General features: G+C 56.9%; 18 protein-coding genes. 11 read left to right on the plus strand and 7 right to left on the minus strand.

Translation table 11 applies throughout. The features are described from left to right. Positions 1 to 60: 60 nt before the first annotated feature. Together KP705_RS10775 and KP705_RS10780 are read left to right on the plus strand one after the other, a co-directional pair. Positions 61 to 765: a pirin family protein gene (locus tag KP705_RS10775; RefSeq protein WP_046899981.1), complete on the plus strand. Its 705-nt coding sequence runs from the start codon at positions 61 to 63 to the stop codon at positions 763 to 765. A 131-nt stretch (positions 766 to 896) separates the two neighbouring features. Further along, positions 897 to 1,256 carry a YidB family protein gene (locus tag KP705_RS10780; protein WP_046899982.1) on the plus strand — a complete coding sequence of 120 codons (360 nt, stop codon included), beginning with the start codon at positions 897 to 899 and terminating at the stop codon, positions 1,254 to 1,256. A gap of 52 nt (positions 1,257 to 1,308) precedes the next feature. On the opposite strand, the gene KP705_RS10785 is transcribed toward KP705_RS10780, so the two are convergent. Then, a complete protein-coding gene (locus KP705_RS10785) occupies positions 1,309 to 2,202 on the minus strand; it encodes an EAL domain-containing protein (RefSeq protein ID WP_235271717.1) in 894 nt (297 codons plus the stop codon). Between the two features lie 336 nt (positions 2,203 to 2,538). On the opposite strand from KP705_RS10785, the gene KP705_RS10790 reads away from it, so the two are divergent. Then, the gene (locus KP705_RS10790) at positions 2,539 to 3,825 is read left to right on the plus strand and encodes an MFS transporter (RefSeq protein WP_046899984.1); all 1,287 of its coding nucleotides are present in this window, start codon (positions 2,539 to 2,541) and stop codon (positions 3,823 to 3,825) included. On the opposite strand, the gene KP705_RS10795 is transcribed toward KP705_RS10790, so the two are convergent. Genes KP705_RS10795 through KP705_RS10810 form a run of 4 tightly spaced genes read right to left on the minus strand, consistent with a single transcriptional unit; the run spans position 3,822 to position 7,035 of the window. Further along, entirely contained in the window at positions 3,822 to 5,429 is a 1,608-nt protein-coding gene (locus tag KP705_RS10795; RefSeq protein WP_215764430.1) for an NAD(P)/FAD-dependent oxidoreductase, read from the minus strand. The genes KP705_RS10790 and KP705_RS10795 overlap by 4 nt on opposite strands. Continuing rightward, positions 5,426 to 6,043, minus strand: a complete 618-nt coding sequence (locus tag KP705_RS10800) for a TIGR00645 family protein (RefSeq protein ID WP_203548374.1) — start codon at positions 6,041 to 6,043, stop codon at positions 5,426 to 5,428. Before KP705_RS10800 ends, KP705_RS10795 begins: the two co-directional genes overlap by 4 nt. Before the next feature lie 60 nt (positions 6,044 to 6,103). Continuing rightward, positions 6,104 to 6,427, minus strand: a complete 324-nt coding sequence (locus KP705_RS10805) for a ribbon-helix-helix domain-containing protein (RefSeq protein ID WP_215764431.1) — start codon at positions 6,425 to 6,427, stop codon at positions 6,104 to 6,106. Between the two features lie 26 nt (positions 6,428 to 6,453). Next, positions 6,454 to 7,035 (minus strand): DJ-1/PfpI family protein, encoded by a 582-nt coding sequence (locus KP705_RS10810; protein WP_211513300.1) that lies wholly within the window; start codon positions 7,033 to 7,035, stop codon positions 6,454 to 6,456. Between the two features lie 195 nt (positions 7,036 to 7,230). Here KP705_RS10810 and KP705_RS10815 point away from each other — a divergent pair, with 195 nt between their 5' ends. The 3 genes from KP705_RS10815 to KP705_RS10825 are packed head-to-tail and all read left to right on the plus strand — an operon-like array spanning position 7,231 to position 9,817. Next, entirely contained in the window at positions 7,231 to 8,199 is a 969-nt protein-coding gene (locus KP705_RS10815) for an ATP-binding cassette domain-containing protein (RefSeq protein ID WP_215764432.1), read from the plus strand. Further along, positions 8,196 to 9,020: an ABC-2 family transporter protein gene (locus tag KP705_RS10820; protein WP_086634362.1), complete on the plus strand. Its 825-nt coding sequence runs from the start codon at positions 8,196 to 8,198 to the stop codon at positions 9,018 to 9,020. The genes KP705_RS10815 and KP705_RS10820 overlap by 4 nt, the downstream gene beginning before the upstream one ends. Beyond that, positions 9,017 to 9,817: an ABC transporter permease gene (locus KP705_RS10825; protein ID WP_215764433.1), complete on the plus strand. Its 801-nt coding sequence runs from the start codon at positions 9,017 to 9,019 to the stop codon at positions 9,815 to 9,817. The genes KP705_RS10820 and KP705_RS10825 overlap by 4 nt, the downstream gene beginning before the upstream one ends. Positions 9,818 to 9,819: 2 nt before the next feature. On the opposite strand, the gene KP705_RS10830 is transcribed toward KP705_RS10825, so the two are convergent. Beyond that, positions 9,820 to 10,407, minus strand: a complete 588-nt coding sequence (locus tag KP705_RS10830; RefSeq protein ID WP_215764434.1) for a DUF805 domain-containing protein — start codon at positions 10,405 to 10,407, stop codon at positions 9,820 to 9,822. A gap of 214 nt (positions 10,408 to 10,621) precedes the next feature. Here KP705_RS10830 and KP705_RS10835 point away from each other — a divergent pair, with 214 nt between their 5' ends. The 5 genes from KP705_RS10835 to KP705_RS10855 all read left to right on the plus strand — a co-directional run bounded on the left by KP705_RS10835 (position 10,622) and on the right by KP705_RS10855 (position 17,931). Beyond that, positions 10,622 to 11,668: a cation diffusion facilitator family transporter gene (locus KP705_RS10835; RefSeq protein WP_215764435.1), complete on the plus strand. Its 1,047-nt coding sequence runs from the start codon at positions 10,622 to 10,624 to the stop codon at positions 11,666 to 11,668. Positions 11,669 to 11,676: 8 nt separating this feature from the next. Continuing rightward, positions 11,677 to 12,570 carry a cation diffusion facilitator family transporter gene (locus KP705_RS10840; protein ID WP_215764436.1) on the plus strand — a complete coding sequence of 298 codons (894 nt, stop codon included), beginning with the start codon at positions 11,677 to 11,679 and terminating at the stop codon, positions 12,568 to 12,570. A 20-nt stretch (positions 12,571 to 12,590) separates the two neighbouring features. Further along, positions 12,591 to 13,952 carry an L-serine ammonia-lyase gene (locus tag KP705_RS10845; protein ID WP_215764437.1) on the plus strand — a complete coding sequence of 454 codons (1,362 nt, stop codon included), beginning with the start codon at positions 12,591 to 12,593 and terminating at the stop codon, positions 13,950 to 13,952. A gap of 371 nt (positions 13,953 to 14,323) precedes the next feature. Then, positions 14,324 to 15,574, plus strand: coding sequence for a chloride channel protein (locus KP705_RS10850; protein ID WP_374195563.1), 1,251 nt, complete (start codon positions 14,324 to 14,326; stop codon positions 15,572 to 15,574). A gap of 401 nt (positions 15,575 to 15,975) precedes the next feature. Next, positions 15,976 to 17,931, plus strand: coding sequence for a Hint domain-containing protein (locus tag KP705_RS10855; RefSeq protein WP_052750023.1), 1,956 nt, complete (start codon positions 15,976 to 15,978; stop codon positions 17,929 to 17,931). A gap of 94 nt (positions 17,932 to 18,025) precedes the next feature. On the opposite strand, the gene KP705_RS10860 is transcribed toward KP705_RS10855, so the two are convergent. Then, entirely contained in the window at positions 18,026 to 18,811 is a 786-nt protein-coding gene (locus KP705_RS10860) for a phosphatase PAP2 family protein (RefSeq protein ID WP_046899996.1), read from the minus strand. Between the last annotated feature and the right edge of the window lie 111 nt (positions 18,812 to 18,922).

The raw sequence follows: 18,922 nt of genomic DNA on the forward strand, positions 1-18,922 counted from the left end.
TTTTCTTTACACCAAGTTGCGCCCATCTTGAAGACCATAACCTTTACTGAGGAGCGACCAATGCTCGATATCAGACCCTTCTCCTCGCTTGGCCACGCCAACCATGGATGGCTCGACGCCCGGCATCATTTCTCTTTCGCTGGCTACACAGATCGGCACCGCATGCACTGGGGCCGTTTGCGCGTCTGGAACGATGATAAAATCGAAGGTGGGACAGGCTTCGGCGCTCATCCGCACAAGGACATGGAAATCATCACCTATGTTCGCACCGGAGCCATTTCTCACGAAGACAGCCTTGGCAACAAAGGCCGTACGGAAGCTGGTGACGTTCAGGTCATGTCTGCCGGCAGCGGCATCGTCCATGCCGAGTTCAATAAGGAAACCGAAGACACCACCCTCTTCCAGATCTGGATCATCCCCAATGAACCAGGTGGCACGCCCAGCTGGGGCACCCGTCCTTTCCCTAAGGACGCCCGCAGCGGACGGTTCGTAACCCTTGCCTCCGGCTTTCCAGAGGATGCCGCTCTGCCGATCCGCGCCAAGGGACGCGTTCTGGGAGCAACCCTAAAAGCGGGCGAGACCCTGACTTTCGAAACGAGCCGGGAGAACTTTTCCTATCTCGTACCCGCAACAGGAAGTCTGGAAATCGAGGGGCGCACCGTTGCAACGCGGGACGGGGCAGCTCTGACGGATGTGGAAACCATCGTCATGACTGCCCTGGAAGACGCAGAGATCGTGCTGGTAGAAAGTGGCCCATTAGACTGATGCGGAAGGGCGAAAACATCACGCAAAGGTGTTTCCGCCCCATGCTACACACGCCTTCTTCAAACGTTGTTATGACAGGGCCAAGTCCCACCGGATGCGGCCAGTTTCTCCCTTGATGAGGAGTACGGGTCATGACAACCACGACTGAGACCAAAGGCCAGAAATCCACCTCGCTGTTTGTCCGCTTCGGGGACTGGCTCAGCAACGCAAGTATGGACAGGTCTGGCCTGACGGAAGTGACAATCCGTCTGATGCGTGACGACTGTCACCTTGCCACCCGTGTGAGCGAAATTCACAACACGGAAAGCAACCCGCTCACCCCCAAAGAAGTCGAAACGCTCATGGGTGAGAAGCATCTTAAATATATTGCAGACCAGACGGGACAGTCGCTTGAAGCGATTGAGGATGCCTTGACACAAGTCCTCCCCATGCTTGCTAATCTGCTTCGCGTGGATCCAGAGCGCCTGTTCCAGTACCAGTGCAAGATCTGAAGTCGTCACCGGCAGCTTTTTCATATTTGTAGAGAACTGCCGGTTTTTCCGGCTACAGCCCTTCGGCTGTCCGGGTCATACGTCGTCGTCTTGACCGACCGTCTACACTGGCGAACCGCTCGGCAATCTGAGCGGTCGTTTCAGCACCCGCCAAAATAAGGCCAGACGCCTCAGAGCAACCGGTTTTCTGAACGAATTCCAGTTGCTTTGGCGTGTCCACACCCGTGGCACGAATGCACAAGCCCAGCGCTTTGACGGCTTCGAGAGCGGCGCGATAGAAAACAACTGCACCTTCATCGAGCTCTGGCACACTCCCCTGCAAACTCCAGGACAGCGTAGATGCAGACAGAACTGCGAGATCAAACTGCACGCCATCCAGCAGGCCGCTGATGGCGCGCTCTCTCAGTAAAGTCAGACTAGAGACCGAGGAGCCAAACCCGTTCGTGAAGATCTGAACGCCACGGTCCCGAAGAGATGCCAGCGTGTAACAGACTTCGCGCTCCTCCTGAGCAATCCCGCTTTCCTGGAAAACCAGATCCAGACGTGAAATCGGGAACCCACTCTGATCTAGAACACTGTTCAAGCGACCATTGAAAGCGGTGTCAGGCGCCTGATCGTCTTCAAGTGAAACCATGAGCCGCATACCCTCTGGCCAGCTCGCGGCCTGCGTACAGGCAACCTGCAGGAGCTCCAGATCAAACTCTCTCTGCTGCTGCTCCAGCGGCTTGCGACGACTTCGCCTCACGGTCCGTCGGGGAATAGCCAACCAGAGCTGGCTCATGTCCACCTGAGCACCAATCAGCTTTTCCATTCCCGCTCGGCCAGCCGCCATCCGAGGCAGCCATCGCAAAGGCGGCAGTGCACTTTTCTGGCGCGCCCGGCGACTGCGCAGGGTCGTGGCGAACATCGTGGCACTCGTCGGAGAAATATTCGTCTCGGACCTCACAGGATCATCTCTTCGGTCTCTGGTCACAGCGCCAGTCACTCCGGGGCCAAATGAGGCTGCGTCCGCAAAACTGACATCCCGTCCTGCATCATCCAATTTCGAACATCTCCTGTTCCATCTGTGCGACAGAATGACGGGAGAAGGCTAATTTTCCCTTAACAACTCCCATTTCCCGCTCACTTTCCCGTGGGGTCGCAACAAAATGACTGTGGAACCAAGAGTGAAATTCTTCGTTCGCTCAATCAGGACAATTCTGCTACCGATTCTGCTCAAGCGGATTTTCCGTGCCACTTCCTTCAAGCGCGCAGGTTCAATCTGCCTGTCAGGACATTGTTGATGACGGATGCTCTCGCTCGCTCCGCCCCGAACACGTCTTCCCGCAACTCTCTCAAGGCTTTGCTCCCTTTCTGGCAGGTGACGTTCGCGTCCTTTCTAGGATGGTTTCTGGACGCTTTTGACCAGACATCCCTGATGTTCACACTGCCGGACATCGCTCATGATTTCAGCTGCACCATCGGCACACTGGGAATGGTTCTGACGGCCCAGTCCCTTGGACGCGCCATAGGCAATACAAGCTGGGGCTGGCTCGCGGACCGTTATGGCCGTCGTCTGGCCTTTATGCTCGGCGTAGTCTGGTTCGGTGTCTTTTCTGCCATGACGGGCCTGTCCCACAGCCTTCTGATGCTGGGCATTGTCCAGTTCCTGTTTGGCATCGGCTTTGGTGGTGAATGGACAGCCTCTGCAGCCCTGCTGATGGAAAGTGTTCCCGCCTGGACACGCCCGATGGCATCTGCGCTCATGATGTCAGGTTATGAAGTCGGATATTTTGCAGCAGCCGGAGCGCAGGCTCTGATCTTGCCGCATTACGGCTGGCGCGTGCTGTTCTTCATCGGACTGGCGCCTGCTCTTCTGGCAATTTTCATTCGTCTCGGGGTCAAGGAAAGCCCGGTCTGGCTGCGGAACCGGGCAGACCGTGCGGCCGGTCAGGCCAAAACGCCGACACAGCCTCTTCCCAAGGTAAAATTCCGCCTGAATGGAGCGGCCATACAAGCAATTGCCTTCATGGCATTTCTGGAATTTCAGAAAGCGGCCATTTACACATTTTACCCGACGATCCTTCGTGGCAGCCACCACCTGACACCACAGGACATCTTCATTCCCATTACGCTCTACTGCATCGGATCGTTCGCTGGAAAAATCCTGTGTGGCTGGCTTGCAGAACGATGGGGTGACCTGAAGGTCATGCTCGGGGCGATTGCGATTGTCGTTCTGACAATCTGGCCGTTCCTGAGCGCTCCGTCCTGGAGCATGCTGCTGACGGCAGCCTTCGTCATGGGCGCTGCTGCATCCGGTATCTTCGCCCTCGTGCCGCATTATCTGGCGAAATGCTTCCCTTCCGAGACACGTAGCTTCGGAATGGGGCTGGGTTATGCTCTAGGGTCTATCGGGCAGGGTATTGCCGGATGGCTGATTCCGGGAATTGGCCGGACCCCGATCACACTCCCGCTCACTGCGGAAGCCTTCGTGGTCGGGTCCAGTGCCGTCACGGCCGGTATCGCCCTGCTTCAGCCGAAGCACCTTCCGGGTGAAACCATGGAAGGCGACGAAGAAGCAGCCTCTTAAAGAGAGGCTGCCAGCCACTCGGCGGTACGGATTCCATCTATGCCGGCGGACAGAATACCGCCGGCATAGCCCGCCCCTTCGCCCGCAGGGAAAAGCCCACGCAATGTTGGGCTCTGGCCATCACGGTCTCGCTGAAGCCGGATCGGGGAAGACGTACGCGTTTCCACTCCGGTCATGACAGCATCATCCATCGAGAAGCCCTTTAACTTGCGCTCAAAACGCGGCAAGGCCTCACGAATGGCGTCCGAAACAAAATCTGGCAGGCAGAGTGTCAGATCAGTTGGTCTCACACCCGGCTGGTAGGATGGCACGACGTCCCCCAGCGTTGTGGAAGGGCGACCGGCCAGAAAATCCCCGACGCGCTGGGCAGGAGCACGGTAATCACCGCCCCCGGCCACAAATGCTGCCTTTTCCCATTTCCGCTGAAGTTCGACACCCGCCAGAACATCGTTCGGAAAGTCCTTTTCCGGCGTCACTTCAACGACAATTCCACTATTCGCATTCCGTTCGGCACGGGAATACTGGCTCATGCCATTGGTCACGACCTGACCGATTTCAGACGTCGCCGCCACGACCTGTCCGCCCGGGCACATGCAAAACGAATACACAGCCCGGCCGTTCGACGCGTGATGAACTAGCTTGTAATCAGCGGCCCCCAGCAGGTCGTTCCCGGCGTATGAACCGAAACGAGCTGTATCAATGACAGACTGGGGATGTTCGATCCGCACACCGATAGAGAACGGCTTGGCGTCCATGGCGACATTCGCATCACGGAGCATTTCGAAGGTGTCGCGTGCGGAATGCCCAACAGCCAGGATAACGCGCTCGGCAGGCAGGGTCTCTCCCGTTGAAAGGCGTAGGCCGCGCAGACGGCGTTCTGTTCCCTCACCTTCCATGTCAAAGCCATCGACGCGCGTCTCAAACCGGTACTCACCGCCGAGACGCTCGATTTCCTCGCGGATGAACATCACCATCGAGACCAGTCGGAACGTCCCGATATGGGGCTTGGAGACGTACAGGATCTCTTCCGGCGCACCGGCCCGAACAAACTCTTCAATGACACGGCGGCCCAGATTGCGGGGGTCGGACACGCCAGAGTAGAGCTTACCATCAGAGAACGTCCCGGCTCCGCCTTCCCCAAACTGGACATTGCTCTCGGGCGTCAGGACGGATTTCCGCCAAAGGGCAAACGTATCAACAGTTCGGGCGCGAACCTCTTTTCCGCGCTCGATGATGATAGGCTTGAGACCGGCCTGCGCGAGCGTCAGCGCAGCCATGATCCCGCAAGGACCTGCCCCGATAACCACAGGGCGCGGCATCCCTTCGGGCAACGTGGCCTGGGGAAGATGATAGGTTGTGTCAGGCGTAGAGCGAACATGCTGGTCCGCTTCGTGAGCCGCAAGGACAGACGCCTCGTCCGTCACGTCACAGTCAATGCTGTACACCAGAACGATGTGGCCGCGCTTTCGGGCATCGTATCCGCGTCGGGCGATCTTGAAACTTTTCAGGGCCTCGGACGGGATATTGAGGCGCGTCAGCACCGCCTCCCGGAGCGCCTCTTCCGAGTGCTCCAGCGGCAGGCGCAGTTCTGTCAGGCGAATCATGCGTCGTGCTTTTCTTTGTGCTGGGCGGCGTCAGGCTGCGGATCGGCGTGATGCGTATCCGGAGAACCTTCCATGATGCGATCCATGACGGCCATCAGAACACCGGACACAACGAAGGCCAGATGGATCCCGACGCTCCATTCCAGAGCGCGTGTGGAGGTGTCATCCACACGAATGAAATCAGCCAGAACATGGATGGCAGACATGGCGACGATGGACGCCATGAGCTTGATCTTGATATCCCCAAACGTCACGTGACCAATCCAGGACGGATAGTCTTCGTGCTGGCGGATATCGAGACGGGAAACGAAGTTCTCGTAGCCCGAGAACATGACGATCAGTAGCAGGTTCGCCAGCAGGACCAGATCGATCAGATCCAGCACACCAACGAAAACGTCATCGAAATCCAGGCCTGTTGCCTTGAGAACAAGACCCAGAAGCTGCTGGAAGAACTTGAAGGCCACCAGCAGCAGCCCGATGGTCAGGCCGAAATAAAGCGGTGCGGCAATCCAGCGGGTTGCGAAGAAGGCACGTTCCATGACGTGTTCTGCGCGTCGCGAGGACAAAGAATTGCTGCCAGGTTTCTGGCCCTGTGGGGAAGAAGGAGTCGTCATGGTCCTTCTGTACGATTTTGCGAGCGTTTCCGCCAATGCCTCTTTGCTACGCCGTATCGATTATCCAACCCGACGCAAGGCAACAGTCTGACCAACGGCGGAACTGGAACCTGACTGCACGTGTCGCTCCCGGTCCAGATAGCGAAGGCAACTGACCCTTAGGAACGACGCCATATTCGGCAGTTTACCACGCAGTTCGAGAATTTCGTCCGAAAGCTTGGTGATGAGCTGATTGACGGTCATGCCATCTGCCGCCGCGATTTCCGTCAGGATGTCCCAGAACATGTTTTCCAGCCGGATCGTCGTTACGACCCCATGAATCCGCAGCGACCGCGTGCGGCTTTCATAGAAGATCGGATCGGCACGGACATAGAGTTCACACATATGGGCTCTCCTGACGGAACAAGGGCTCAGGCTTCGATTTTTGTTCCCAGAACCTTCAGGAACTGACCAATCCATGCCGGATGTGCTGGCCACGCTGGCGCTGTTACGAGCTTGCCGTCTGTCACTGCACCGTCAATTGCGATGGCCTGATAGTCAGCTCCTGCGAGGATCATTTCAGCACGACAGGCCGGATAAGCGGAGACCTTGCGGCCTGAGATGACATTTGCTGCGGCGAGAAGCTGCGGGCCATGGCAGACAGCGGCAATCGGTTTGTCAGCCGTTACAAAAGCGCGGATCAGGTCCAGCACGCGCTCATCGGTGCTAAGCTGCTCCGGGGCACGGCCGCCGGGAATGACCAGTGCGTCATAGTCTTCCGCCTTTGCGCCTGCATATGTGGCGTTCAGCGTGAAGTTATGACCGCGCTTTTCAGTGTAAGTCTGATGGCCTTCAAAATCGTGGATGGCCGTTGCCACCTGCTCTCCAGCCTTCTTGCCCGGCGACACCACATCAACCTTGTGTCCCACCATCAGCAGCATCTGAAATGGCACCATGATCTCGTAATCTTCAACGAAATCACCTGCGAGCATGAGAATACGTTTACCGGCCATTGGATCATCCTGACAATCAAGGTTCACAATACTGCTCCCGTCTTACCGTATCCGGGAAGCGCGTGGGTAATAGGTGGTGACGACATTCCGCTCTGTCACCATGGCCTCCCACTTGCCTGAATATGAGAGCTCACGCAGAACTATTATTCCGTTCAGTCATGGCACCCTGGTGCCGTCAGAAGGCCCTGTTCCGTCATGAAGAATGCTGCCGCGATTGAGGTGCATGACCTCCGCAAGACATATCAGGTCCGTGATGGCGGCAGCTGGCGTGGCAAAACGCGCGAAATCACGGCTCTGGACGGCATTTCTTTCACCGTCCCCGCAGGCGAGATTGCCGGTTTCATCGGGCCAAACGGCGCTGGGAAATCTACTGCCATCAAAATTCTGGCGGGTATTCTGCGCCCGACCTCCGGGACCGTCCGTGTTGGCAACCTGATCCCCTGGGAAAACCGGATCGCACATGTCGCGCGGATTGGCGTGGTGTTTGGCCAGCGCACGCAGCTCTGGTGGGATCTTTCCGTTGGAGAAGGACTGGCGCTTCTCCGGGACATTTACAGCGTGGAGCCAGCGAGGTTCCTTCGCAACCGGGAGCGTCTGGCGGATGCGCTGGATCTGCACGGCATCATGGATCAGTCCGTCCGGCAGTTGTCTCTCGGCCAACGCATGCGGGCAGAAATCGCCGCTGCCCTGATCCATGATCCGGACGTGATCATTCTGGACGAACCCACCATCGGGCTGGATGCCCCGTCCAAGCTGGCGGTACGCGCTTTTGTGCGGGATCTACGACGCGAGCGCGGCACAACGGTGCTTCTGACCACGCATGACATGCATGATATTGAAGCACTGGCAGACCGGGTCATCGTCATCGGTCATGGTCGTATTCTTGCAGATAGCCCGTTTGAAGCCCTTCAGGCGACCACTCTCTCGGAACGAATTCTGGAAGCAGATTTTACCGGGCCGCTGCCAGACCTGCTTCTGCCCGAGGGGGCGACAGAAACAGCGCGTGGCTCTCGCAGCGTGACGATCACGTTTGATCCGCAACGCCTGCCCGCGCCTCTGCTTGTAGCGCATCTTTCGACACTGCCAGGCTTGGGTGATCTGCGGATCGGGCGCCCGGCGATTGAAGAAATTATTACACGCTTCTACGCGGACCACGCATCGTGACCATCAAACCCTATGTGACGTCCTTCGTCCTGCAATGGAAAATTGGTCTGCGATATCGTCTTGCAGTACTGGCGGGGCTTGTGGCGCAGATGTGGTTCGGCGCGATTTCCCTCATGGCCTATGCTGCGGTTTACCATCATGCCCCCGGCGTGGATGCACCCATGACGCTGCGTCAGGCCATGACGTACACCTGGATCCAGCAATCCCTTTTCACCCTGCTTCCTCTTGGCTGCCTCCCCGCCATTGGTGAAGCGGCAAAGAGCGGAGCAATTGTTTATGACCTGTTGCGCCCCGTCGATCTGTGGAACTGGTGGCTTTCGGCCTCGCTTGCCCGTCTTCTTGGCAACGCCATTCCGCGCGCAGTTCTTCTTGCCGCTGTCGCAGGGCCGCTCGCTGCCCTTGTTGGGCTGAATGGCTGGAGCCTCGCCCCGCCCGCCTCATTATGGGCCGCAATGCTGGCTCTGTGCTCCTTCATCCTTGGTGCTTTCATCTCCGCAAGCATCGTGATGTGGTGGAATATCGTCACGGCCCGAACGCTATCGCCGCTCGGAACGTATGCTGTCGGCACACCACTGGCTGTTCTGCTCTCAGGAATGCTTCTGCCGCTGCCGCTTTATCCCGATTGGGCGCGTGAGTTGCTCCTGTTCCAGCCTTTTGCCGGAATCTCTGACATTCCCATCCGGCTTTACATGGGCATGGCCATTCCGGGCGGCGTTCTGACCGCGTTGGGCATTCAATGTTTCTGGCTGGCTGCACTCACGCTTGTGGGGCGCTTCTGGATGCATCGCACCATTTCCCGGATGGAGGTTCAGGGCGCATGAATGCATTTTCCCTCTACCGACGGATGGCAGCGGCTTCGATCAAGGCACAACTGCGGTATCCCGGGACATTCACGCTTCAGCTCATTGGAAATTTCGTCACCACCCTGCTGAGCTTCTTCGGAATCTGGAGCCTGTTCCAGCGGTTTGGCAGCATCGCGGGCTGGGATATTGGCGCCGTGGCCGTTCTATACGGACTGGTAAACGTCTCTTTCGCGATTGCCGAAACCCTTGGCCGTGGCTTTGAGGTTTTTGGCGGCGAATACGTCAAGACAGGGTCATTCGACCGACTTCTTCTTCGCCCACGCTCGACACTCGTCCTGCTTCTTGGCCACGAACTGAGACTTCGTCCGATCGGCCGCTTCCTTCAGGGGGCATTCGTTATGGGAGCAGGTTTCTGGCTCTCGCCACATGTCTCATGGGCGACACTCTGGCTTTTGCCTTGGGCAGTGACGGGTGGAGCCGCCATGTTTCTGGGCGTTCTGATCGGACAGGCCGCCCTGTGCTTCGTAACGGTTGAGGGGCTGGAGGTTGTAAACGTCCTGACCTATGGCGGCGTGGAAGCAGGACAATACCCGCTTACCATGTTCGCGCGCTGGCTCCGCCGTTTCCTGACATGGGCGCTCCCGCTATCAGCCGTCTGCTACTACCCTGCTCTCGCCATGCTGAACCATCCTGACCCTTTAGGCATGCCTCTCTGGTTCGGCCTGCTCTCGCCGGGAATGGGCTTTGCGTTCCTCGGCCTGATGGTTCTGTGCTGGCAGAGAGGCGTAGCCGGATATGTTTCAAGCGGAAGCTGAGGCTATTTGGCCGGATAGCCCCATTTGTTGATCCGGTAGTCCGTGTCGAAGCACATCATGATCAGCAACGGGATGGTTCCGATCACTGTAAAGTATAATAGCACCCACCAGCCTGAGCGTCCGGTGTCGTGCAACCGTCGGACTGACACGCTGAGATCCACCACAAACAGATAGAGCCACGCAAAAAAAGCTGCGATACCTAGTAACGCGACAATGCCGCCGCCTCCATGCCTGAGGTCACTGGAAATCATGGAAATGACGATGGAACACAGGATCCCGAAAATCCTGAAATACCAGTATTCCTTTCGGCGGGAGCGGCCTTGAAAATCCGTTGCCCGGCGCAGACAGGCCCTGACAGCATCCGTAAAAGACATGTCCGCAGCAGGCAAAGACGTAAACTGCCCGAACTGAATATCCAGAAACACATTGTTGGCCATTGTGCCCCAGGGCTCGAAATCCACCCGCTGCCCCTTCATGGGCGCCAGAGTGTCCCGCCAGTTCATTTTCGAAAATGCATACCGGACATCCTGATCATTCAGGATCACGCCTTCGCCCGTCTGAACATCAAATCCGAGAACGCTGCCTTTCATGGACACTCTCCCTGCAAGTCCCCCTCTGCTGACATTGCAGGGCTAGGTCTCCTCTTTGTTACGGAATATAACCGACGCGTCCACCCACGGCATTGAAGAACCGTGCTCTATCAACATGCGCGCACTGACAATTCTGGACGAGCCAGATCATCGCTTGGGTTGATGGAACGAGATGCTATATGATGCGAGACCCCAGCCACAGATTTGCCCGGACATGACATCAGATCACAGCCCTACGTGCGCACACGGCCATGACCACACCGATCATGACCATTCTCATGCCGATGGGCACGACCATGCCTCTCATGATCACCAGGATCATGACCATGAGGGCTGTGACGGGCACGATCATGGGTTTGGTTTTGGGCGTCCGCATACGCATGCACCGGCGAATTTCGGCCGTGCGTTCGCTATCGGGATCGTCCTGAACACAATTTATGTTGTGGCCGAAGCCCTCTGGGGTGTCTGGGCACACTCGCTGTCCCTTCTGGCAGACGCAGGGCACAACCTGTCCGACATTCTGGGCCTTGGTGCTGCATGGCTGGCGGAAAGTCTGGCCCGTCGTGCACCTACGACACGTTTCACCTACGGCCTGCGTCGTTCCACCATTCTTGCGGCCTTCGTGAATGCGACGGTCCTGCTGCTGGTGACGGGTGGGATCATCTGGGAATCCATCGTTCGTCTTTTCGCCAACGCGCCCGTCGAGGGATCGGTCGTCAGTTGGGTGGCGCTCGTCGGAATTGCGGTCAATGCGTTTACTGCGCTCCTTTTCATGAAGGGAGCCTCGAGCGACCTCAATATTCGCGGTGCGTTCATGCATATGGCGTCTGATGCCATGATGGCCTTTGCCGTTGTAATTGCAGGCCTCCTGATCACATGGACCGGCTTTCAGATCATTGATCCGATCGTCAGCCTGATTGTCTCTGTGTCCATTATTGTCGCGACATGGTCTTTGCTTAAAGGGTCGGTCTCGCTGTCACTGGATGGCGTTCCTGCCGGAATTGTACCCGCCGACGTTCAGGCTGCCCTACTGGCCGTTCCCGGCGTCAGTGGACTGCATCACCTGCACATCTGGCCGATGAGCACGACAGAAACAGCTCTTACAGTCCATCTGCTGCGGGATGACACGGCACAACAAAGCCCCGAACAGATCATCACGCAGGCCACAATCCTCCTGCGTGACAAGTTCAAAATTTCTCACCCCACCTTCCAGATCGAAAGTCCACCAGCGTCCTGCGATCTTCAACAGGTCTGCTGCTGAGAGCTTCAATGACGTCCACACGTATCAAGATTGCCTACGCTTCCATTGGGGTGAGCGTTGTGGTGCTGGCCATCAAGTACGCAGCATTTTGGGTCTCCGGCTCAGATGCGCTTCTGTCTGATGCCATTGAAACCATTCTGAATGTCATTGCGGCATTCGGCACCCTGTGGGCGCTGTCCATTGCAGCGCTGCCCGCTGACGACAATCACCCTTATGGCCACGGCAAAGCAGAATACCTGTCCGCTGTTATTGAAGGCGTTCTGGTTGTTCTGACGGCACTCGGTATTCTCGTCGTGGCGGTACATGACTGGATGCATCCGACGCCGGTTCATTCCCCCTTCCAGGGCGTTGCACTGAATGCGCTCGCCGGTGTCGTTAATCTGGTCTGGGCACGCATTCTCATCGGGTTCGGCCGGAAGAATTCATCACAGGCTCTGCTGGCTGCCGGGGAGCACGTTCAATCAGACGTCTGGGCGACTGTTGCGCTGGTCATAGGCGTTTCCCTGATCCCCGTCATCAAATGGGACCGGCTGGACGCAGTTCTGTCTGCCCTGGTTGCCCTGAACGTTCTGCGGGCAGGCTTCTCGATGATGAGCCTGTCCATGTCAGGTCTGATGGATGAAATTCCGGGCACAGAGGCGGTGGAAACCGTAAAGGCTGTCATCTCCTCAAGCGGAACGGGCGCTCTCGAAGCGCATGATCTGCGCCTGCGGAAAGTGGGGCCCCTACATTTCGTAGAGTTCCACCTCGTCGTTCCTAGCGAAATGAGTGTGCATAACGCTCATGAAATCTGCGACTGCATTGAAGCGGGTTTGCGGAAAGAACTGGGCCGGGCATCGATCCATATTCACGTAGAACCTGCTGACAAGGCCAAACATTCTGGCGTTCTGGTCCTGTCCTGACGCCTTCGGACCTTCCAATCATGATCAGTCTTTTCGACCTCTTCCGCATTGGCCTCGGCCCATCTTCCTCCCATACGGTCGGCCCCATGCGGGCCGGACACGCTTTTGCAGAAGCACTTCCAGAAGGCATTTCCATTGCCGCAATTCGGGTGACCCTTTATGGCTCGCTGGCATGGACTGGCGTAGGGCATGCAACAGACACAGCCGTTCTCCTAGGCCTTGCGGGGTGGCTGCCGGATCAGATCTCGCCTGATCATGCGAAGCAGATCGTCGAAGACATTCAGTCTACGAAGCATTTGACACTCCGGGGCCAGACCATCCCCTTCGACCCGGCATCTGATACCATCTTCGATTACGAAACCGTCCCGCCTGTCCATCCGAACACACTCCAGTTTGAAGCTTTCGACAGTGCTGGCAATTCTCTCCTTCGACAGCGGTACTGCTCGATTGGCGGAGGCTTTATTGTTCCGGAATCCCACTCTACCGAGACGAACATCATCCCGCCTGTCGCCGTGCCTTATGATGTCGTGTCAGGTCGCAAACTGCTGGAGGATTGCCAAAAGAGCGATCTGACGATTGCTGGCCTGATCTGGGCCAATGAAACAACCCTTCGCGCCGATAACGACGTCATTGCTTATATTGATCGTATTCTCGATACGATGATGGACTGCATCGACCGGGGACTAAGAGAAGACGGAACCCTTCCCGGCAAACTGCATGTCAAACGCCGCGCACGCACTCTTTACCGCAAGCTGGAGAGTGGAACCCGCTGGAATCAGCGCGCACCCCACGAAATCATGGATTGGGTGAGTCTTTTCGCGATCGCCGTGAATGAGGAAAACGCTGCGGGCGGTCGTGTTGTGACGGCTCCCACCAATGGTGCATCCGGCGTCATTCCTGCCGTCCTGCGCTATTACAGAGACTTTTGTCCCGGCGCCTCACGGGAAGGCATGCGGGATTTTCTTTTGACCGCCACGGCTATCGGCGCCCTGTTCAAGCGCAATGCTTCCATTTCTGGTGCGGAAGTAGGCTGTCAGGGCGAAGTGGGCGTCGCATGCTCCATGGCCGCAGCCGGGCTTGCCGCAGCACTGGGCGCAACACCGGATCAGGTTGAAAATGCTGCTGAAATCGGCATGGAACATCATCTGGGCATGACCTGTGATCCAATTGGTGGTTTGGTCCAGATCCCTTGCATTGAGCGCAACGCGTTTGGAGCCATCAAAGCCATCAACGCGGCCTCACTCGCGATGCGCGGTGACGGAGTGCACCATGTTTCGCTGGATCAGGTGATCCAGACGATGCGCGAAACCGGCGCGGACATGAACCATCGCTATAAGGAAACATCGCTGGGCGGTCTGGCCGTCAGCTTTCCGGAATGCTGAGACTGTTGCAGCCACATTGCGAGTTATTGCGTTCATTTTCTACTTGATCGGTTCAGACTTCTTGACCCGGCGCGAAGAAGGCTGGCAGGACCGGACATGTAACGCGCGGGGTTTGAACCGGGCGTATCTTCCCTTGCCCGACACTCCTTCTTGGACGTCCTCCATTGGCCGATACCTTGCCCACTCCTCCAAGCCCTGCTCCCAAGCCTTTACCTCCGGGACATGTCTCCTCACAGCACGCCCTGCGCCGTAAGGACCGTATCCATCATCTGAGACGCTCGGCCCGCGCCACGACAACCCAGTGGCGACGCACTGTCATCTATTGGATCGGCGCCGTTCTCATTGGTGTTGTTGCCGTGCTTTTCGCCCGCATGGGTGATGCCGCTGCTGATCTGAGAACGCGGATTCTGGAATGGCATCCCTGGGCGATGCTGTTCGTGGCCCCGGCAGGTCTCGCTTTCATCACATGGATGACCCGAACCCTTTTCAAAGGTGCACAGGGCTCAGGTATTCCGCAGACAATCGCCACCCTGCACATCGAGAATTACACGATGGTCGACAGGGTTCTGGCGCTCAAGATCTCGGTTGGGAAAATTCTTCTGACCTGTCTGGGCCTGCTTTGCGGGGCCTCTATCGGACGCGAGGGGCCGAGCGTTCAGGTTGGGGCATCCATCATGCATGCCTTCTCCCGCCTCCTCGGACAATCCAACATTGCCGCAAAGCGCAGCATGATCCTTGCCGGTGGCGCGGCTGGTATGGCCGCAGCATTCAATACGCCACTGGCCGGCATCGTCTTTGCGATTGAAGAACTCTCCCATTCCTTCGAACAGCGCACCTCCGGACGGACGCTGACCGTCGTTGTTGTCTCTGGTGTGACGGCCATCGCGCTGTTGGGAAACTACACCTATTTCGGCCATGCCGACGTTGATATCCCGGTTGGTACAGCGTGGATCGCGGTGCTGACCTGCGGCATCCTCGGCGGCCTGGCAGGTGGAACGTTTGCGGCACTGGTCATCAAGGCGTCGCGTGGTCTTCCAGGCCCTGTCGGCCGTTTCGCCGGGAAGCGCCCAATCGCATTTGCGGCAGCTTGTGGGCTCGTACTGGCTATCATTGGCCTGATCTCCAAAGGGACAACCTATGGAACGGGCTATGCGCAGGCTCGCGCCATCTTCTCGGGCACAGAGCACTATCCGGCCTCTTTCTTCGTCCTGAAATATCTGGCGATGCTGGTGTCCTATTGCTCAGGCATTCCGGGCGGCATGTTTGCGCCATCGCTGGCGATTGGTGCTGCGATTGGAGGCTGGGTTGAGCAGTTTCTGCCCCACACCACGCCCGGCGCAGTCGTACTCCTGGGGACAGTCGCCTATTTCTGTGGCGTCGCGCAGTCTCCCCTCACAGCGACGATCATCGTCATGGAGATGTGTGACAACCAGCAGGTGACGCTTGCGCTGCTGGCCACATCCTTTCTGGCGTTTGGTGTCTCTCGCATGGTGTGTCCTCGCCCACTGTACACCGCGCTGGCTGACAGATTTATGGAAGCCAACGAACATGCCTTGCGACCGCCTAGGCCTGAGGCGCCAGAATCGAGCACAGCATCCACCGAAAATAAAAAAGCGCTCTGAGGAGCGCTTTTTTATTAAGAAACGAGGCTTAAGATTCTTTTCGTTAATAAGTAATTAATTCGACCTCAAACTCTTCCAATACGCTTCGATCTCTCTATCCATCAGTAAATCTATTTTACTGCACGATAACGCCTGATTAATCGTGAGTTTTCCGGCATTTCTTCATCTATTCAGAGATGCCGCCGTGAAAATAAATTTCACATAAAGATACAAAAATCCAAAATCCGTATTGTTTTTAAAATTCGAACATGCGATTGAACCGCCGCGCCCGAAAAGAACGCTATTTCAGGCGCTTCACCGCAATAACAATCCTGCATGCCCATAATCAAAATTATCTTTGATTGATTCAAGGGCATTCATTATGGGCGCGTATGCGTCTTTCCCCAAGAAAAGACATCCTAGTGAATCACAGAAACCCTTCCAGATATCCTGATCCTTGCCATGATGGACTGACACGTCGTCAGCACAATACGACCGTCAGCGGACTCTATATTTCAGGAAAGAATGACTACCTCATTGTGAATTCTGGTGGCACCGCCATCAAGACAACAGTCACAGCAGGCGGCCATGTGGAGGTTTACTCTGGTGGCAGAACCATCAGCTCCATTCTGACAGTTCCAGATACTGAGGAAGTCATTTACTCCGGCGGGACGGCAACAGGCACAATCGCCACCAAAGGCGCGGGCCAGACCGTCAACAAGGGCGGCGTTGCCAGCAACACAGTCGCAAGCAACGGCAATCAGTTCATCTTTGGTGGTTCGAGCTTCAATGCTTCCATCCAGAGCGGGGGCAAGCAGACCCTGACATCGGGAACGGCAACGGCCAACACCGTGACCTCTGGCGGCACAGTTGCGGCGACTGGCGGCACGACAGTTCGTGATCGTATTCAGGCGGGTGGCGTTGAGAATATCAGCCAGAATGCCGTTGCCTCAGGTGCGACTGTTTCGGGCGCTGCCGCGAGACTGAATGTTTCGAGTGGTGGCCGCGCCGTCAACACGATCGTCAATGCTGGAGGCAACATCGTTGTCGGAAGTAAAGGCATCGCAAGCGGGACGACAATTTCGTCGGGCGGATCTCTTGTCATTCAAGGCGGAAGCATCACTGATACGATGCTTGTCCCCGGTGGCCAGATCGACATCGGCACCCTGGATTATAAGGGCAATACGGCTGCCAAGATCGTCGGTAACGTCCTGACCGTGACACAGGGCAAGGCATCCTACACCATCAAGCTCGTAGGCGATTACTCCCAGTATCACGCCCATTTCTCCCCAGATGGAAATGGCAAGACAATCATCTCGCTGGATAAGGGAGCAGAAGTCTGCTTCCTCGCGGATACGATGATCCGCACCACGACCGGTGACATCCCCGTTCAGGACGTCCAAATCGGCGCTGAAGTTCTCGCCTGGACGCCCGAGGGAGAGCAGGTTCGCCCGGTCGTTTGGGTTGGTCGGAAGCATGCCATTGTCCGTCAAGGGCTGGCCCCGGATGTCGCGGGTTATCCGGTTCGCATCTGCAAGAATGCGATTGCAGATGGCGTCCCATCCAAAGACCTTCTGGTGACACCAGAGCATAGCCTGTTCATTGATGGCGGCCTGATCCCGGCCCGCATGCTCGTGAATGGCCGCAGCATTATTTACGAAACGACGATCACATCCTACGATTACTTCCATATCGAGACGGATGTGCATTCTGTCCTTACGTCTGACGGAATGCTGACCGAAAGCTATCTCAACACAGGCAACCGGGACGGCTTCACACAGGATGGCGCTGTCGTCAGCCTGAGTAGCCCGGTACGCACATGGGAAGCTGATGCTGCTGCACCGCTGACTGTCAGCCGTAACAAGGTTGAGCCTGTTCATCACGCTCTTGCCGAGCGCGCGATAAACCTTGGCTTTGATGACGTCCGTGACGCCAGAGCAGTGGTGACAGACCCGGACCTGCATTTGATCACACCAGCCGGCAAAGTGATCCGTCAGTCCCGTGAGAGCAATGGTCGTGTGATCTTCACGCTGCCATCAAACGTCCGCAGCGTGCGCCTTGTCTCAAGAGCAGCCAAACCATCCGACGCTATTGGCCCGTTTGTGGATGATCGTCGTGACCTGGGCGTGCTGGTTGGGAACATCACCCTGTATACTCCTGAGAATACACGTACGATCACGTCTCATCTGGAAGAGACTGATCTCTCAGGCTGGGCTGACAAAGAGAACTCTGCCATTCGCTGGACACTCGGCGATGCCCAACTCGATCTTGGCTCCAGTGCTGTAGAACACGGCATGTCTCTTCTTGCCGTAGAGATCGTTGCTGGCGGACCGTACATCGACCAACCGAACACCGAAGTCTCCGCTCTTCAGGCATAAAACTGAAAACGGCCACCCTAACCAAGGTGGCCGTGTGACGAAGATTCAAAAACAATCCGGCCGTGGAGCTTTCTGCTCTTGGCCGGATTTTTTATCATTCAGACAGAATGGAATGTGCGGCAGCGTCTGCTTCTGCAGCACAGTCAGCGGCATCTGGTGCAGGGGCCGTAGCCTTCATGGCGCGTAGTTCTTCCCGGGCGGCAGCGAGATCATCCTGCAATTCCGGAGCCGCAAGCAGCGCGTCCATTTCAGACGATGCATTCAGGAAGCCAGCCTGCACGTCCGATTTCCAGTGCGCCCCACAGACAATACGGCTCTCACCAAAAACACGCCCGCGCTGCAGAAGCATGGTGGCATGTTCAGGCATCAGATGAGCGAGCAGAAGAGCCATGCCATATCCCGCCGTCGTATGGCCTGATGGATATGAGGAATGCAGACCCAATCCCTCGGGCGACGTGCAGATTGGTAGGTTCGTGCCAACGAACGGCCGTGTCCGATGCCAGTAATGTTTAGCTTCTGACGTCCGGTGAATGATGGGATTTTCCATTCGCTTCAGCACAATCGCCAGATGGGGCGCCTTCGCCAGATCCAGCGTGTAGCCGACGGAGCAGGAGAAATCGCGGACAAGGTGCGGCACTTCCAGATCCGCGTCTTTCTGTGCAAGCGCCCAGCGTGGCGTATCTTTCAAGGCGCGTGTCTCACGGAAGATACGATCATCATCCGCCTGCGCGGCACTGCCTGAGGCTGGTGGCTGCGGCAGAACCAGACGAGCATCCGGCACTGCAGATTCCGGCAATGGCTGCCGGGATGGTGTTTCACAGGCAGAAAGAAGAGTAGCGCACATCAGAAGTGCAACAGGCAGGCGAACAGACGACATCATGCGGCGCAGGGTCTCACGAAAGGGAATAAAGACGATCCACTTTCATAATGTTCTCTTCCTGTCGGGGGAAAGTGTTTCTTTATGACCGTTGCAAGTCGTGCCTAGAGACAC

Origin of the sequence: Gluconobacter sp. P1D12_c (assembly GCF_018812105.1) — a bacterium.
GTDB classification, from domain to species: Bacteria; Pseudomonadota; Alphaproteobacteria; order Acetobacterales; family Acetobacteraceae; genus Gluconobacter; species Gluconobacter oxydans_A.

What these genes read in the sequence shown, in the direction of transcription:
- KP705_RS10805 (WP_215764431.1), bottom strand. Translation starts at nt 6,427, where the DNA reads ATGTGTGAACTCTATGTCCGTGCCGATCCGATCTTCTATGAAAGCCGC.
- KP705_RS10815 (WP_215764432.1), top strand. Translation starts at nt 7,231, where the DNA reads ATGAAGAATGCTGCCGCGATTGAGGTGCATGACCTCCGCAAGACATAT.
- KP705_RS10810 (WP_211513300.1), bottom strand. Translation starts at nt 7,035, where the DNA reads ATGGCCGGTAAACGTATTCTCATGCTCGCAGGTGATTTCGTTGAAGAT.
- KP705_RS10825 (WP_215764433.1), top strand. Translation starts at nt 9,017, where the DNA reads ATGAATGCATTTTCCCTCTACCGACGGATGGCAGCGGCTTCGATCAAG.
- KP705_RS10775 (WP_046899981.1), top strand. Translation starts at nt 61, where the DNA reads ATGCTCGATATCAGACCCTTCTCCTCGCTTGGCCACGCCAACCATGGA.
- KP705_RS10795 (WP_215764430.1), bottom strand. Translation starts at nt 5,429, where the DNA reads ATGATTCGCCTGACAGAACTGCGCCTGCCGCTGGAGCACTCGGAAGAG.
- KP705_RS10830 (WP_215764434.1), bottom strand. Translation starts at nt 10,407, where the DNA reads ATGAAAGGCAGCGTTCTCGGATTTGATGTTCAGACGGGCGAAGGCGTG.
- KP705_RS10850 (WP_374195563.1), top strand. Translation starts at nt 14,324, where the DNA reads ATGGGTGATGCCGCTGCTGATCTGAGAACGCGGATTCTGGAATGGCAT.
- KP705_RS10800 (WP_203548374.1), bottom strand. Translation starts at nt 6,043, where the DNA reads ATGACGACTCCTTCTTCCCCACAGGGCCAGAAACCTGGCAGCAATTCT.
- KP705_RS10790 (WP_046899984.1), top strand. Translation starts at nt 2,539, where the DNA reads ATGACGGATGCTCTCGCTCGCTCCGCCCCGAACACGTCTTCCCGCAAC.
- KP705_RS10845 (WP_215764437.1), top strand. Translation starts at nt 12,591, where the DNA reads ATGATCAGTCTTTTCGACCTCTTCCGCATTGGCCTCGGCCCATCTTCC.
- KP705_RS10835 (WP_215764435.1), top strand. Translation starts at nt 10,622, where the DNA reads ATGACATCAGATCACAGCCCTACGTGCGCACACGGCCATGACCACACC.
- KP705_RS10860 (WP_046899996.1), bottom strand. Translation starts at nt 18,811, where the DNA reads ATGATGTCGTCTGTTCGCCTGCCTGTTGCACTTCTGATGTGCGCTACT.
- KP705_RS10840 (WP_215764436.1), top strand. Translation starts at nt 11,677, where the DNA reads ATGACGTCCACACGTATCAAGATTGCCTACGCTTCCATTGGGGTGAGC.
- KP705_RS10780 (WP_046899982.1), top strand. Translation starts at nt 897, where the DNA reads ATGACAACCACGACTGAGACCAAAGGCCAGAAATCCACCTCGCTGTTT.